Origin of the sequence: Micromonospora orduensis (assembly GCF_006228125.1) — a bacterium.
Taxonomy (GTDB): Bacteria; Actinomycetota; Actinomycetes; order Mycobacteriales; family Micromonosporaceae; genus Micromonospora; species Micromonospora orduensis.
In genome coordinates this window covers 1-12,929 of the sequence record NZ_VDFY01000200.1, presented here as the reverse complement: position 1 = coordinate 12,929, position 12,929 = coordinate 1, and the positions used below count along the sequence as shown (strand labels likewise).

Below are 12,929 nucleotides of genomic sequence, written 5' to 3'. Positions count from 1 at the left end.
AACGGGCCGGCGCGCGCGGCGCCAGCCCGTTCGTCCCCGCGGATCAGCCCTGGACGCCGAGGCGTTCCAGGATGAGTTCGCGGACGGTCTTCGCGTCGGCCTGGCCACGGGTGGTCTTCATGACCGCGCCGACCAGTGCGCCGGCCGCAGCCACCTTGCCGCTGCGGATCTTGTCGGCGATGCCCGGGTTGGCGGCGATCGCCTCGTCCACGGCGACCGTCAGCGCGCCCGTGTCCGACACGACCTCCAGGCCCCGACTGGTCATGATCTGGGTGGGCGAACCCTCACCGTCGACCACGCCCTCCAGCACCGTACGGGCCATCTTGTCGTTCAGCTTGCCGGCGTCGACCAGACCCTGCAGCTCGGCGACCTGCGCCGGGGTGGCCCCGATGTCGGCCAGCTCCACGCCGCTCTCGTTGGCCCGCCGGGACAGCTCACCGAGCCACCACTTGCGGGCCGCCGCCGGGGTGGTGCCGGCCGCCACGGTGGCCTCGATCAGCTCGACCGCGCCGGCGTTGAGCACCGACTGCATGTCCAGGTCCGACAGGCCCCACTGCTCCTGGAGCCGACGCCTGTGCACCCGGGGCAGCTCCGGCAGGGCGGCCTTCAACTCGGCGACCCAGGCCGGGTCCGGAGCGATCGGCACCAGGTCCGGCTCCGGGAAGTACCGGTAGTCGGTGGCCGTCTCCTTCGAGCGCCCCGGGGTGGTGTCACCCGTGTCCTCGTGGAAGTGCCGCGTCTCCTGGGTGATCCGGCCCCCCGCGTCCAGCACCGACGCCTGCCGCAGCATCTCCGAACGGACCGCCCGCTCCACCGACCGCAGCGAGTTGACGTTCTTCGTCTCGGTGCGGGTGCCCCACTCCTGACCCGGCAGGTTGAGCGAGGTGTTCACGTCGCAGCGCAGCGAACCCTCCTCCATCCGCACGTCGGAGACGCCGAGGGTGCGGATCACGTCGCGCAGCTCGGCGACGTACGCCTTGGCCACGTCGGGCGCGAGCACCCCGGTGCCCGCGATCGGCTTGGTGACGATCTCCACCAGCGGGATGCCGGCCCGGTTGTAGTCGACGAGCGACTCCGTCGCGCCGTGGATCCGGCCGGTCGCGCCACCGACGTGCAGCGTCTTGCCGGTGTCCTCCTCCAGGTGCACCCGCTCGATCTCGATCCGCACCGTCTCGCCGCCCACCTCGACGTCCAGGTAACCGTCGACGCAGATCGGCTCGTCGTACTGGCTGATCTGAAAGTTCTTCGGCATGTCCGGGTAGAAGTAGTTCTTCCGGGCGAACCGGCACCACCGCGCGATCGAGCAGTTCAGCGCCAGGCCGATCCGGATGATCGCCTCGATGGCGGCCTTGTTGGCCACCGGCAGCGACCCGGGCAGCCCCAGGCACACCGGGCAGACCCGGGTGTTCGGCTCGCCACCGAAGTCGGTCGGGCAGCCACAGAACATCTTGGTGTTCGTGCCCAGCTCGACGTGGGTCTCCAGGCCGATCACCGGTTCGTAGCGCGCGACGACCTCGTCGTACGCGGGAAGCGTCGTCGTCATCTGGGCTCCTGCCTCACAGTGCCGGTGGGGTGAACGTGCCGACCGCGGACTCCAGCGCGGCCGCGACCCGGTACATCCGGTCGTCGGCCATCGTCGGGGCCATCACCTGCAGGCCCACGGGCAGCCCCTCGGAGAGGCCGCAGGGCACCGAGATGCCGGGCCCGCCGTACAGGTTTGTCGGAATGGTGTACAGGTCGGCCAGGTACATCTGGTACGGGTCGGCGGTCCGCGCGCCGATCGGGAACGCCACCGACGGCGTGGTCGGCGAGATCAGCGCGTCGACCTGCTCGAACGCGGCCGTGAAGTCCCGGGTGATGAGAGTCCGGACCTTCTGCGCCTGCCCGTAGTACGCGTCGTAGTACCCCGACGACAGCGCGTACGTGCCGATCATGATGCGGCGCTTGACCTCGGGGCCGAAGCCGGTCTCCCGGGTCAGCGACATGACCTCCTCCAGCGACCGGTTGCCGTCGTCGCCGACCCGCAGGCCGAAGCGGACGCCGTCGAACCGGGCCAGGTTGGAGGAGCACTCGCTCGGCGCGATCAGGTAATACGCCGGCAGCGCGTACGCGAACGTCGGGCAGGAGATCTCCACGATCTCCGCGCCCATCTTGGTCAGCGCGTCCACCGACTCGCGGAACGCCGTCATGACGCCCGGCTCGGCGCCCTCGCCGACGAACTCGCTGACGATGCCGAGCCGTACGCCGGTCAGGTCGCCTGTCGCGCCGAGCTTCGCCGCCGCCACCACGTCCGGCACCGGCTGCGGGATCGACGTGGAGTCGCGCGGGTCGTGCCCCCCGATCACCTGGTGCAGCAGGGCCGCGTCGAGCACGTTACGGGCGCACGGACCGGGCGTGTCCAGCGACGAGGAGAACGCCACAAGCCCGTAGCGGGAGGTGCCGCCGTAGGTGGGCTTCGCGCCGACCGTGCCGGTGACCGCACCGGGCTGGCGGATCGAGCCGCCGGTGTCCGAGCCGATCGCCAGCGGCGCCTCGTACGCGGCCAGCGCGGCGGCGCTGCCACCACCCGAGCCGCCCGGGATCCGGCTCAGGTCCCACGGGTTGTGCGTCGGCCCGTACGCCGAGTACTCCGTGGAGGAGCCCATCGCGAACTCGTCCATGTTGGTCTTGCCGAGCATCACCGTACCGGCGTCACGCAGGCGCTGGACGATCGTCGCGTCGTACGGCGGGCGCCAGCCCTCCAGGATCTTCGACCCCACGGTGGTCGGTACGCCCCGGGTGGCGAGCACGTCCTTCACGGCGACCGGCACGCCCGCGAGCGGGCCCAGCTCCTCGCCGGCGGCCCGTCGCTCGTCCACGGCGCCGGCCGCGGCCAGCGCACCCTCGGTGTCCACGTGCAGGAAGGCGTGCACCCGGTCGTCGACCGCGGCGATCCGGTCCAGATGCGCCCGGGTCACCTCGACGGCGGAAATCTCGCCGCCGGCGACCAGCGCGGCGATCTCCGTCGCGGTCATTCTGGTGAGATCACTCATGCCGTCACTCCGCTTCGCTCCGTGACGCCATGAGGCACCACCGCGCTGCACTGCTGATTCGCTCGCTGGCGCTCGCTCATGAGGCCACATCCTCGCTCAGGATCCGCGGCACGCGGAAACGCTGGTCCTCGGCGTCCGGCGCACCCGACAGCACCTCCTGCGGGGTGAGGCACGGCGTGACGACGTCCTCGCGGAAGATGTTTGTCAGCGGCACCGAGTGCGAGGTCGGCGGGATGTCCGCGGCGGCGACCTCACCGACCTGGGCGACCGCCTGGAGGATCACGTCGAGCTGGCCGGCGAAGGTGTCCAGCTCCTCCTCGGTGACGGCGAGCCGCGACAGGCGCGCCAGGTGCGCGACCTCCTCGCGGGAGATGGCGGCCATCCGTGCCCCCTTCTGATGTCCTGCTGGTCGGGCGGTGTGCCGGCCGCGCGACGCGTGCGGCGTGACGCGCGGTGACCGGAGCGAGTCTATTGTTCCGCCCCCTCCGCCGGCTGCTCGGGTGGGTCGGCGGGCGGGTCGGCGGGCGGGTCAGCGGGTCAGTCGACGACCGGCGTCCGGCTCCGGGCCGCCGCTGGGGCGGACCGGCCGGTACCGGGCCAGCCAGGTGACCAGCTCCTCGGCGGGCATCGGCCGGGCGTAGAACCACCCCTGGGCCGCGTCACAGCCGGCGGCGTGCAGCATCCGCCAGGTCCGCTCGTCCTCCACGCCCTCGGCCACCACCCGCAACCCGAGCGCGCCCGCCAGCTCGATCATCGACCGGACTATCGCCGCGTCGTCGGCGTCGTCGGCCATGCCGAGCACGAACGAGCGGTCCACCTTCACCTCGGACAGCGGCAACCGGCGCAGGTGCTGCAACGACGAGTAGCCGGTGCCGAAGTCGTCAAGCGCGATGGCCACGCCGATCCGGTGCAGCCGGGAGATGGTGGCCAGCACCCGACGCGGATCGGCCATCAGGGCACCCTCGGTGATCTCCAGTTGCAGTCGCTCGGCCGGCACCCCGTAGCGGGCCAGCCGGTCGGCGATCTGGTCGGCGATCTCCCCGGTGTGCAGGTCACGGACGCTCACGTTCAGCGCCGCGCGCAGCCCGATGCCGGCCGCCGACCACTTGGCGAGCTGCTCCACCACGTCGTCGACGACCCGGCGGGTGAGCAGCCGCATCACCGCGCTCTGCTCGGCGACCCGGATCAGCTCCTCCGGGTCCACCATGCCCCGGCGCGGGTGTCGCCACCGCAGCAACGCCTCGACGCCCACCACCTCGCCCGTCGCGATGGCGATCTGCGGCTGGTAGTACATGGTGATCTCACCGGCGTCGTCGGCCGCCTCGCCGGTCGGGTGCGCCCACCTGGACGGCTCGGACGGCTGCGTCCCCGGGCCGCCGTCACCCCGCGGCACCGGGCCGCCGCGGTCCGGCGCGGGTACCGCGCTCCCGTTCCGCGGCCGCCGACCGCCCCCGGAGTGCCGGTCCCGGACCGACCCGGAGCGGCTGCCGGGGACGGTGGCGCGGGCGTTGCGCCCCCGGATCGGGTCGGCGCCGGTGGCGATCCGGTTGATCAACTCGTCGGCGTGCACGAGGTCCGCGTCGGACCGCCGGCGGCGACCCCACCAGCGGCCGCCGAGCCTCGGCGCCGTGGCGACCGCCGGCGCCGGGTCCCCCGGCTCCACGGCCCCGGCCGGCGCACCGGTGGGCAGGGCCGCGCCGTCCCCGCCGCGCACCTCCGCCGCCGAGTCCAGGGGTACGTCGGACGCCTCGACCGGCACGGCCGCGCCCGCCTCGGATCGCGTCGGCTCCGCCGGCTGGTCGTCTCCGGCCGACCGGGCGTCGAACAGGTCGTCTGTCGACGACGGACCGGCCTCCAGCACCCGGCGAAGGTCGGCCAGGAGACCGAGCCGCTCGGCGGAGTTGTGGTCGGACTCCGGGGCGTACACGGCGACCGTGTCGTTGCGGTGCTTCGCGTCGTACATCGCCACGTCGGCGTGGCGCATCAGGGTGGCGAAGTCCTCACCGTGCTCGGGGAACAGGGCGATCCCGATCGACCCGCCCACATCCAGTGGCAGCCCGTCCAGCGGCACCGGCTCGGCCAGCGCCTCCACCACCCGGTCGGCCAGCTCACGCGCCTGGCCGACATCGGTCAGACCGGTCATCACGACGGCGAACTCGTCCCCGCCGAGGCGGGCGACCATCTGCGGTCGCGGCTGAACGTCGGTGAGTCGGGCGCTGACCTCGACCAGCAGCCGGTCACCCACCGCGTGCCCGAGCGCGTCGTTGACGTTCTTGAAGCGGTCCAGGTCGATCAACAGCAGCGCCAGGTGACCGTCGGGCTCACCACGGGCGGTCCGCTCGGCGTGCAGGTGCACCTGCTCCGCCACCTCGGTCAGCAGGGCCTTGCGGTTGGGCAGCCCGGTGAGCGGGTCAGCGGCCGCCAGGTGCTGCTGCTCTACGGTCAGCCGGGCCATCCGGTACACGGCGAAGAGCGGCACCAGCACCAGCGGAATCAGCGCCGCGCTGACCCGCGCGGCAGCGACCAGCACCGGCGCGAGCAGCAGCAACGAGCCCGTGGACAGCAGCTCGAAGCCGAGGCCCTGCCGCAGGGTGGGCCACCACCGGTCACCGAACCGCAGTCGTACCGCCCAGCTCACCAGCCCGTAGTTGACAACGAACCAGGCCACCGTGGCGCCACCGACGGCGGCGACGTCGGTCCAGTGCAGCCGACCGCCGGAGAAGACCATGCCCGGCCCGAGCGCGAGGACGCCGTACGCGGCGGCGAGGGCGCAGGCGTACTGGCCGACGTTGAAGGCGGTCCGCCACGAGGCGTGCCGCATCCGCCACCCGGACACGACCACCCCGACCGCCTGCACCGCCACCGCCGGGCCGAGCCCCCAGCCGAGCAGGATCGCGAAGGTGAAACAGGTGGACGGGAAGACCGCCGACGTCTGCCGGCGCCCGGGAGGGACGAACGGGCGGGCGTCGCACACCACGGCGAGGGCGGCCATCGTCCAGAACGCCACCGGCAGCCGGGGCAGCTCGCCCGGAAGCGTCGCGAGTGGACCCGCGGCGGTCAGCGCGGCCACCGCCAGGATGCCACCGACGAACGTGGCGAACGGCGCCACCCGACCAGGCGGGAGCGAGTTGCGCGGGTCGGCGACCTCCACCACACCTCCCGACCGACTGTCGACGTGCCGGTGCGCACGTCGTGACCCAATGAAACGCCCTCGCCCCCAGCTTTCCCGGTATGACAGTCACGAATCGGTCGTAGTCGTAATTAAGTTGGTATACGCGCCAGTGGCCGCATCGGACCCGCCACGAGCTCAGCCCTCGACGCGGGCGACCTCCCGGGCCGCGTCCGGACCGGCGTCCAGCAACAGCCGGAACCCGTCCTCGTCGAGCACCGGCACCTTGAGACTGGCCGCCTTGTCGGCCTTGGACCCGGGGTTGTCCCCCACCACCACGAAGCTCGTCTTCTTGGAGACCGACCCGCTGATCTTGCCGCCCCGGCTCTGCACCGCCTCGGCGGCCTGATCACGGGAGAAACCGGCGAGGGTGCCGGTCACCACCACGGTCAGCCCCTCCAACGGGCGCGGCCCCTCGTCCACCGCCTCCTCGGCCATCCGTACGCCCGACTCGGCCCACTTGCGGACCACCTCGCGGTGCCAGTCCACCGCGAACCACTCCCGGATGCTCGCCGCGATGGTCGGGCCGACCCCGTCGACCGAGGACAGCTCCTCCTCGCTTGCCGCGTCGATGGCCTCCATCGACCGGAAGTGCCGGGCGAGCGCCTGTGCCGCCGTCGGGCCGACGTGCCGGATGGAGAGCGCCACAAGCACCCGCCACAGGTCCCGCTCCCGGGCCACCGCGAGATTGTCAAGCAACTTCACCGCGTTGCTGCCCAGGCTGCCGTCCTTGTTGACGAAGAACGGGGACCGGGCCAACTGCTCGGCGTCGAGCTGGAAGAGGTCACCCTCGTCGGTGATGATCTCCGCGTCGAGCAGGGCCGCCGCGCCCTTGTAGCCGAGCACCTCGATGTCGAAGGCGCCCCGGCCGGCGAGGTGGAACACCCGCTCGCGCAGCTGGGCGGGGCAGCTGCGGGTGTTGGGGCACCGGATGTCGACGTCGCCCTCCTTGGACGGCGCGAGAGGCGTGCCGCAGGCCGGGCAGTTGGTCGGCATGACGAACGGCCGGGCGTCGGCCGGCCGCAGGTCGACCACCGGGCCGAGCACCTCGGGGATCACGTCGCCGGCCTTACGCAGCACCACCGTGTCGCCGATCAGCACACCCTTGCGCTCCACCTCGCGGGCGTTGTGCAGGGTGGCGAGCGCGACTGTGGAACCGGCCACGCGTACCGGTTCCAGGACGGCGAACGGGGTGACCCGGCCGGTACGCCCCACGTTGACGTCGATGTCCAGCAGCTTGGTGGTCACCTCCTCCGGCGGGTACTTGAAGGCGATGGCCCACCGCGGCGCGCGGCTGGTCGACCCGAGCCGGCCCTGGATCGAGACCGGGTCGACCTTGACCACCACGCCGTCGATCTCGTGCTCGACGACGTGCCGGTGCTCGGCGTAGTAGGCGATGTACTCCGCCACACCGGCCAGATCCGGCACCACCCGCCAGCGGTCGCTGGTCGGCAGCCCCCACGCCTTGAGCGCTGCGTACGACTCGGACTGCGCAGTGGGCTGGAACCCCCGACGGGCGCCGATGCCGTGCACCACCAGGCGCAGCGGTCGGGAGGCGGTGACCCGTGGGTCCTTCTGCCGCAGGCTGCCCGCGGCGGCGTTGCGCGGGTTGGCGAAGGGCGCCCGGCCCTGCTCGACCAGCCGTGCGTTGAGGTCGGCGAACCCGGCGACCGGGAAGTAGATCTCGCCCCGGACCTCCAGCAACTCGGGCATGTCGGGGTATTCGGCGCTGGGGGTGAGCTGGCCGGGCACGTCCCGGATGCTGCGCACGTTTGCGGTGACGTCCTCGCCGGTGCGCCCGTCACCCCGGGTGGCCGCGCGGACCAGCCGGCCGCCCTCGTAGGTGAGGTTGATCGCCAGCCCGTCGACCTTCAGCTCGCACAGGTACGGAACCGGGCCGCCGGCGTCCCGCTCGACCCGCTCGGACCACGCCGCCAACTCCTCGTCGGCGAAGGCGTTGTCCAGTGAGAGCATCCGCTCGGCGTGGGTGACCGGGGTGAAGTCGGTGGAGAACGTGCCGCCCACCCGCTGGGTCGGGGAGTCGGGCGTACGCAGCGCCGGGAACTCCTCCTCCAACGCCTCCAGCTCGCGCAACCGCCTGTCGAACTCGGCGTCGTCGATGGTCGGCGCGTCCAGCACGTAGTAGCGGTACTGATGTTCGGTCAACTCACGGCTGAGGGTGGCGTGCCGTTCGCGCGCCTGCGGCGGCGGCTCCGCGCCGGCCGCCGCCTCCTGAGCCGGGCTGACCTGCTGACCGATCTGCTCCTCGGACACCCCGCCACCTTCGGACACGCCTGCGACCTCCCTGATCACGCTACTCCCGCACGGTATCGGGCCGGGGTGACAATCCGCCCCCCGCCCGCGCCCGCGACGGCGTCCTGCTCCGCGGTGCGGTTGGCGGGCGGCTCGGACGGCGGCGTGCGAGGATCGCCGCACGGTGCGACCAGCGGGTCGCCGGGAGGCGGAGGTACGGATGCCCGAGGCCCTGCTCTGGTCGGTGGCGCTCCTGTTGGCGGTGGCCGCCGGCTGGGCGTGGAACAGTTGGCGGCACCGGGTGGCCGACCGGCGTCCGGGGCGGGACGGCACCCGCCGTCCCACGGCGCCGAGGCCGCGCGGCGCCGATCGGCCGTCCGCCCGGCCACGCTCCCGTGCCACCGAACGGGCGGCCGGCACTCCGGCGCCGGGCGAGATCTGGTGGGCCGACGTGCCGTACGCCGACGGCAGCGGATCGAAGGTGCGGCCCTGTCTGGTGCTGCGCGCCGACTCGCGGGGCGCCGACGTCCTGAAGATCACCAGCCAGGACAAGAGCGACCGGGACGACCACGTGCGGATCCCCACCCGGGACTGGGACCCCGGCGCCGAGCACGACAGCTACCTGAGCCTGACCGAGCCGATCCGGATCAGTTCGGCCGACTTCGCCGACCGCGCCGGGCGCTGCGACGCCGACCTGTGGCGGCAGGTACGCGCTCTGCGCCACCTGCCCACCAGCTGACCGTCCCGGGTCAGTCCCAGGCGGCTCCGAGGGTGGCGAGCTGTTCGGCGTACTCGATGCGGTCGGCCCACCCGGCCGGCCAGGCGGCCATCCCGGCCGCGGCGCCCACGAACGCGCCGGCCAGCGCGGCGATCGAGTCGGAATCGCCGGCGGTGGTCGCGCCCCGGGCCAGCGCCGATACCGGGTCGTCGGCGTGTCGTACGGCGCAGAGCAGCGCGGTGGCCAGCGCCTCCTCGGCGACCCAGCCCTCCCCGGTGGCCCGGCACGGGTCGCCCCCGTCGTCCGGCTGCTCCAGGGCGGCCGTCAGCCGGCCCAGCACCGCCAGGCACTCGTCCCAGCCCTCGACGCTGAACGCCTCCGGGGAGCTGGCGCCCGCGCGCTGCCACAGGTCGCCCAGCCAACGCCCCTGATACACCCCACGCTGGGATCGCGCCCGCTCGACGAGGAGCGCGGGAAGCTCCGGCAGGGCGACGCCGCCGCGCAGGGCGAGAACCGCGTACGCGGTGAGCTCACTGGCGGCCAGCCCGGTCGGGTGCCCGTGGGTCAGCCCGGCCTGCAACTGGGCCAGACCGGCGAGCGTGTCCGCGTCGACGTCGAGCAGCCCGACCGGCGTGACCCGCATGTTGGCCCCGCACCCCTTCGACCCGAGCACGGTCGCCGCCTGCCAGGTCAGCCCGCGGCCCAGCTCGGCGCAGGCACGCAGGCAGGTCATCCCGGGGGCGCGGTTGTTGTCCGGGCTGACCGACCAGGCCACGAAGCGTCGCCGCAACAACGGCTCCACCGCCTCGGGGGTGAGCGACGGCGCCTCGTGCAGCGCCCACCCCACCGCCAACGCCATCTGGGTGTCGTCGGTGACCAGGGCCGGCTCGCCCGACAACGCCCGGGGCCGGTCGGGCCGTAGCGGCGCTCGATCTCGGCGACGGACAGGAACTCGGTCGGCTTGCCCAGCGCGTCACCGTAGGCGAGACCGAGGAGCGAGCCGGAGGCGCGCATGGCGGAGGGGGAGATCACGGCGGTCATGATGCCCGGCCGCCGCAACCCCCGCCAGGGTCAGTCCCAGCAGAGACAGAACGGATGGCCGACCGGATCCGCGTAGACCCGCCAGCCCTCACCCTCACCGGGCAGCCGCCGGGCGCCCAGGGCGAGCGCCGCCTTCTCGGCGGCCTCGATGTCGTCCACCGTCACGTCGATGTGGAACTGCTGGGGCCGCTCCGGATCGGGCCAGGCCGGCGGGCGCAGGTTGAGCGCCCGCTGGAACGCCAGCCGGGGCTGGTGCCCGGGCGGGCCGCCCAGCACCACCCACTCGTCGTCGGAGTCACCCTCGGCCAGAGGGATACCGAGCAGCTCGGCGTAGAACGACGCCAACGCCCGCGGATCGGGGCAGTCGATCACCACTGAACGCAGCTGTCCAACCATGACCGTCATCCTGCCCACCGGGTACGACAGGAAAACGTTCAGTCCTCGGTGAACCGCCGCCCGGCGTCCCGGCACGCCGCGAGCACCGCCCGGGCGTACTGCGGGGTGGCCCCGGCCAGCCCACAGGCGGGCGTGACGACAACCTGCTCGGCGAGCTGCCGGCGAGCAAAGCCGAGGCGGTCCCAGAGCTGACGTACCCGGTCGGCGACCTGCGCGGATGTCGGCGCGCCACCGGCCGACGGTGGCCGGGTCGGCGCGGCCCCGGCCAGCAACCCGAGGCCGGCGTCGATCGCCTCGCCCAGCGGGTCCAGGTCGGTGACCAGGTCGAGGTCGAGGGCCACCGCCACGGCGCCGGTGGAACGGATCAGCTCCAACGGCACCTCCGGGGCGCAGCAGTGCACCACCGTCGGCACACCGACCGCCTCGACGACCGTCCGCAGCAGCGCCGCCGCGTCCGCCGACTCCACCGCCCGGTACGCGCCCAGTCCACTCTCGGTCGGCACGCGCCCGGCCAGCACGGTCGGCAGTGACGGTTCGTCCAGCTGGAGCAGCACCGAGGCCCGGGGCAGGCGCCGGGCGACCGCCGCCACGTGTGCGCGCAGACCCTCGGCCAGGGAGCCGGTCAGGTCCCGGACCGCGCCCGGATCGCGCAGCAGCCGGCCGCCGATCGGCAGCTCCAGCGAGGCGGCCAGGGTGAGCGGGCCACCGGCCTGCACCTTGATCGGGCCGGCGTACTCCTCGGCCTGCTCGGCGAGCTGGTCCAGGTCGCGTTCCATCAGGTCGCGGGACCGCCGCAGGTCCCGCCCGGGGCGGGGGGCGACCCGCCACCGACCGGCGTACAGCTCCACGGGCAGCTCGACCAGCAGCCCGGCCGTACGGCCGATCAGGTCGGCCCCCGGACCACGCGCCGGCAGCTCGGGCAGATGGGGCAGCGCGGGGAGCTCACCGAGGACCACTCGCTGCGCCTCGGCGATGTCGGTGCCGGGCAGCGAACCAATTCCGGTCGCCGCGCCGGCCGGCCAGGGCCACGCCTGATCTGTCACGGCCGAAGGCTATCCCGGTCCGGGCGCGGACCGTGCGGCGACCGGACGTTCAGCCGGTGATGGTGGCGGAGCCGAGGACCACGTCGCCGGCCGGGTCCGGCCGGTACGCCACGATGGCCTGACCGGCGGCGACACCGCGTACCGGACGGCGCAGCTCGGCGTGCAGGAGGTCGCCGTCGAGGGCGACGGTGGCCGGCACCACGTCGCCGTGCGCCCGCAACTGCACCTCGCACTCCACCGGGGCGTCCGGGCGCGCGCCGCCGGTCCAGACCGGACGGACGGCCCTGACCTCGGACACCTCCAACGCCTCGGCCGGGCCGACGGTCACCGTGTTGGTCTTCGGCGTGATGGACAGCACGTAGCGGGGCCGCCCGTCCGGCGCCGGCCGGTCCAGGTGCAGCCCACGACGCTGACCCACCGTGTACGCGTACGCGCCGGTGTGGCTGCCCACCACCGCGCCGGTGCTCGCGTCCACCACGTCGCCGGGCGCCTCGCCGAGCCGGCCGGCCAGGAAGCCCCGGGTGTCGCCGTCGGCGATGAAGCAGATGTCGTGCGAGTCCGGCTTGTCGGCCACCGCCAGGCCCCGCTCGGCGGCCTCCGCGCGGACCTGGGCCTTCGTCGAGTCACCGAGCGGGAACATCGACCGGTCCAGCTGCTCGCGGGTGAGCACGGCCAGCACGTACGACTGGTCCTTCGCCACGTCGACGCTGCGGCGCAGCAGCCCGTCCGGGCCGAGCCGGGCGTGGTGGCCGGTGACCACGGCGTCGAAGCCCAGGGCCACCGCCCGGTCCAGCACCGCCGCGAACTTGATCTTCTCGTTGCACCGCAGGCAGGGATTCGGCGTACGGCCGGCGGCGTACTCGGCCACGAAGTCGTCCACCACGTCCTCGTGGAACCGGTCGGCCATGTCCCACACGTAGAACGGGATGCCGATCACGTCGGCGGCCCGACGGGCGTCGCGGGAGTCCTCCAGGGTGCAGCAGCCGCGCGCCCCGGTGCGGTAGGTCTGCGGGTTGCGGGCCAGCGCCAGGTGCACACCGGTCACGTCGTGCCCGGCCGCCACCGCCCGCGCCGCCGCCACCGCCGAGTCGACCCCGCCCGACATCGCCGCCAGAACCCTCACCAGCCCACTCCCATCCCCCCGCGCGCCTTCTCCGTGCCCTGCACAAGCCTATCCGCCACCCCGAACAGCCCCGGTCTCCCGCCCGCCCGGTCACGTCGGGAGGCGCGGACTTCCCGCGCCTCCCGACGTGACCGGGCGGGCGGGAGACCGGGGC

Annotated in this window: 9 protein-coding genes and 1 pseudogene; 1 reads left to right on the top strand and 9 read right to left on the bottom strand. The window is 73.5% G+C overall.

What is annotated here, in order from left to right; all coding sequences use genetic code 11:
• Window positions 1–43: 43 nt before the first annotated feature.
• From gatB to ligA, 5 genes are all read right to left on the bottom strand, one after another.
• A complete protein-coding gene (gene gatB / locus FHG89_RS22925) occupies window positions 44–1,543 on the bottom strand; it encodes an Asp-tRNA(Asn)/Glu-tRNA(Gln) amidotransferase subunit GatB (RefSeq protein ID WP_139586472.1) in 1,500 nt (499 codons plus the stop codon).
• Window positions 1,544–1,556: 13 nt separating this feature from the next.
• Entirely contained in the window at window positions 1,557–3,032 is a 1,476-nt protein-coding gene (gene gatA / locus FHG89_RS22920) for an Asp-tRNA(Asn)/Glu-tRNA(Gln) amidotransferase subunit GatA (RefSeq protein WP_139586471.1), read from the bottom strand.
• Window positions 3,033–3,108: 76 nt separating this feature from the next.
• Window positions 3,109–3,414 carry an Asp-tRNA(Asn)/Glu-tRNA(Gln) amidotransferase subunit GatC gene (gatC, locus tag FHG89_RS22915; protein WP_139586470.1) on the bottom strand — a complete coding sequence of 102 codons (306 nt, stop codon included), beginning with the start codon at window positions 3,412–3,414 and terminating at the stop codon, window positions 3,109–3,111.
• Between the two features lie 147 nt (window positions 3,415–3,561).
• Window positions 3,562–6,183, bottom strand: coding sequence for a GGDEF domain-containing phosphodiesterase (locus FHG89_RS22910; protein WP_139586469.1), 2,622 nt, complete (start codon window positions 6,181–6,183; stop codon window positions 3,562–3,564).
• A 156-nt stretch (window positions 6,184–6,339) separates the two neighbouring features.
• The gene (gene ligA, locus FHG89_RS22905; RefSeq protein WP_139586468.1) at window positions 6,340–8,475 is read right to left on the bottom strand and encodes an NAD-dependent DNA ligase LigA; all 2,136 of its coding nucleotides are present in this window, start codon (window positions 8,473–8,475) and stop codon (window positions 6,340–6,342) included.
• 163 nt (window positions 8,476–8,638) lie between these two features.
• Between ligA and FHG89_RS22900 the strand changes: the two genes are divergently transcribed.
• Window positions 8,639–9,193 carry a type II toxin-antitoxin system PemK/MazF family toxin gene (locus FHG89_RS22900; RefSeq protein ID WP_244295732.1) on the top strand — a complete coding sequence of 185 codons (555 nt, stop codon included), beginning with the start codon at window positions 8,639–8,641 and terminating at the stop codon, window positions 9,191–9,193.
• A gap of 10 nt (window positions 9,194–9,203) precedes the next feature.
• Here FHG89_RS22900 and FHG89_RS22895 read toward each other — a convergent pair.
• The 4 genes and pseudogenes from FHG89_RS22895 to mnmA all read right to left on the bottom strand — a co-directional run bounded on the left by FHG89_RS22895 (window position 9,204) and on the right by mnmA (window position 12,775).
• Window positions 9,204–10,213 (bottom strand): annotated as a pseudogene (locus tag FHG89_RS22895) (ADP-ribosylglycohydrolase family protein).
• A 30-nt stretch (window positions 10,214–10,243) separates the two neighbouring features.
• Window positions 10,244–10,609 carry a VOC family protein gene (locus FHG89_RS22890; protein ID WP_208761069.1) on the bottom strand — a complete coding sequence of 122 codons (366 nt, stop codon included), beginning with the start codon at window positions 10,607–10,609 and terminating at the stop codon, window positions 10,244–10,246.
• Window positions 10,610–10,647: 38 nt separating this feature from the next.
• A complete protein-coding gene (locus tag FHG89_RS22885) occupies window positions 10,648–11,652 on the bottom strand; it encodes a uroporphyrinogen decarboxylase/cobalamine-independent methonine synthase family protein (RefSeq protein ID WP_139586465.1) in 1,005 nt (334 codons plus the stop codon).
• Between the two features lie 49 nt (window positions 11,653–11,701).
• Complete coding sequence (gene mnmA / locus FHG89_RS22880; RefSeq protein WP_208761068.1) at window positions 11,702–12,775, bottom strand: tRNA 2-thiouridine(34) synthase MnmA; 1,074 nt, start codon at window positions 12,773–12,775, stop codon at window positions 11,702–11,704.
• Window positions 12,776–12,929: the final 154 nt, after the last annotated feature.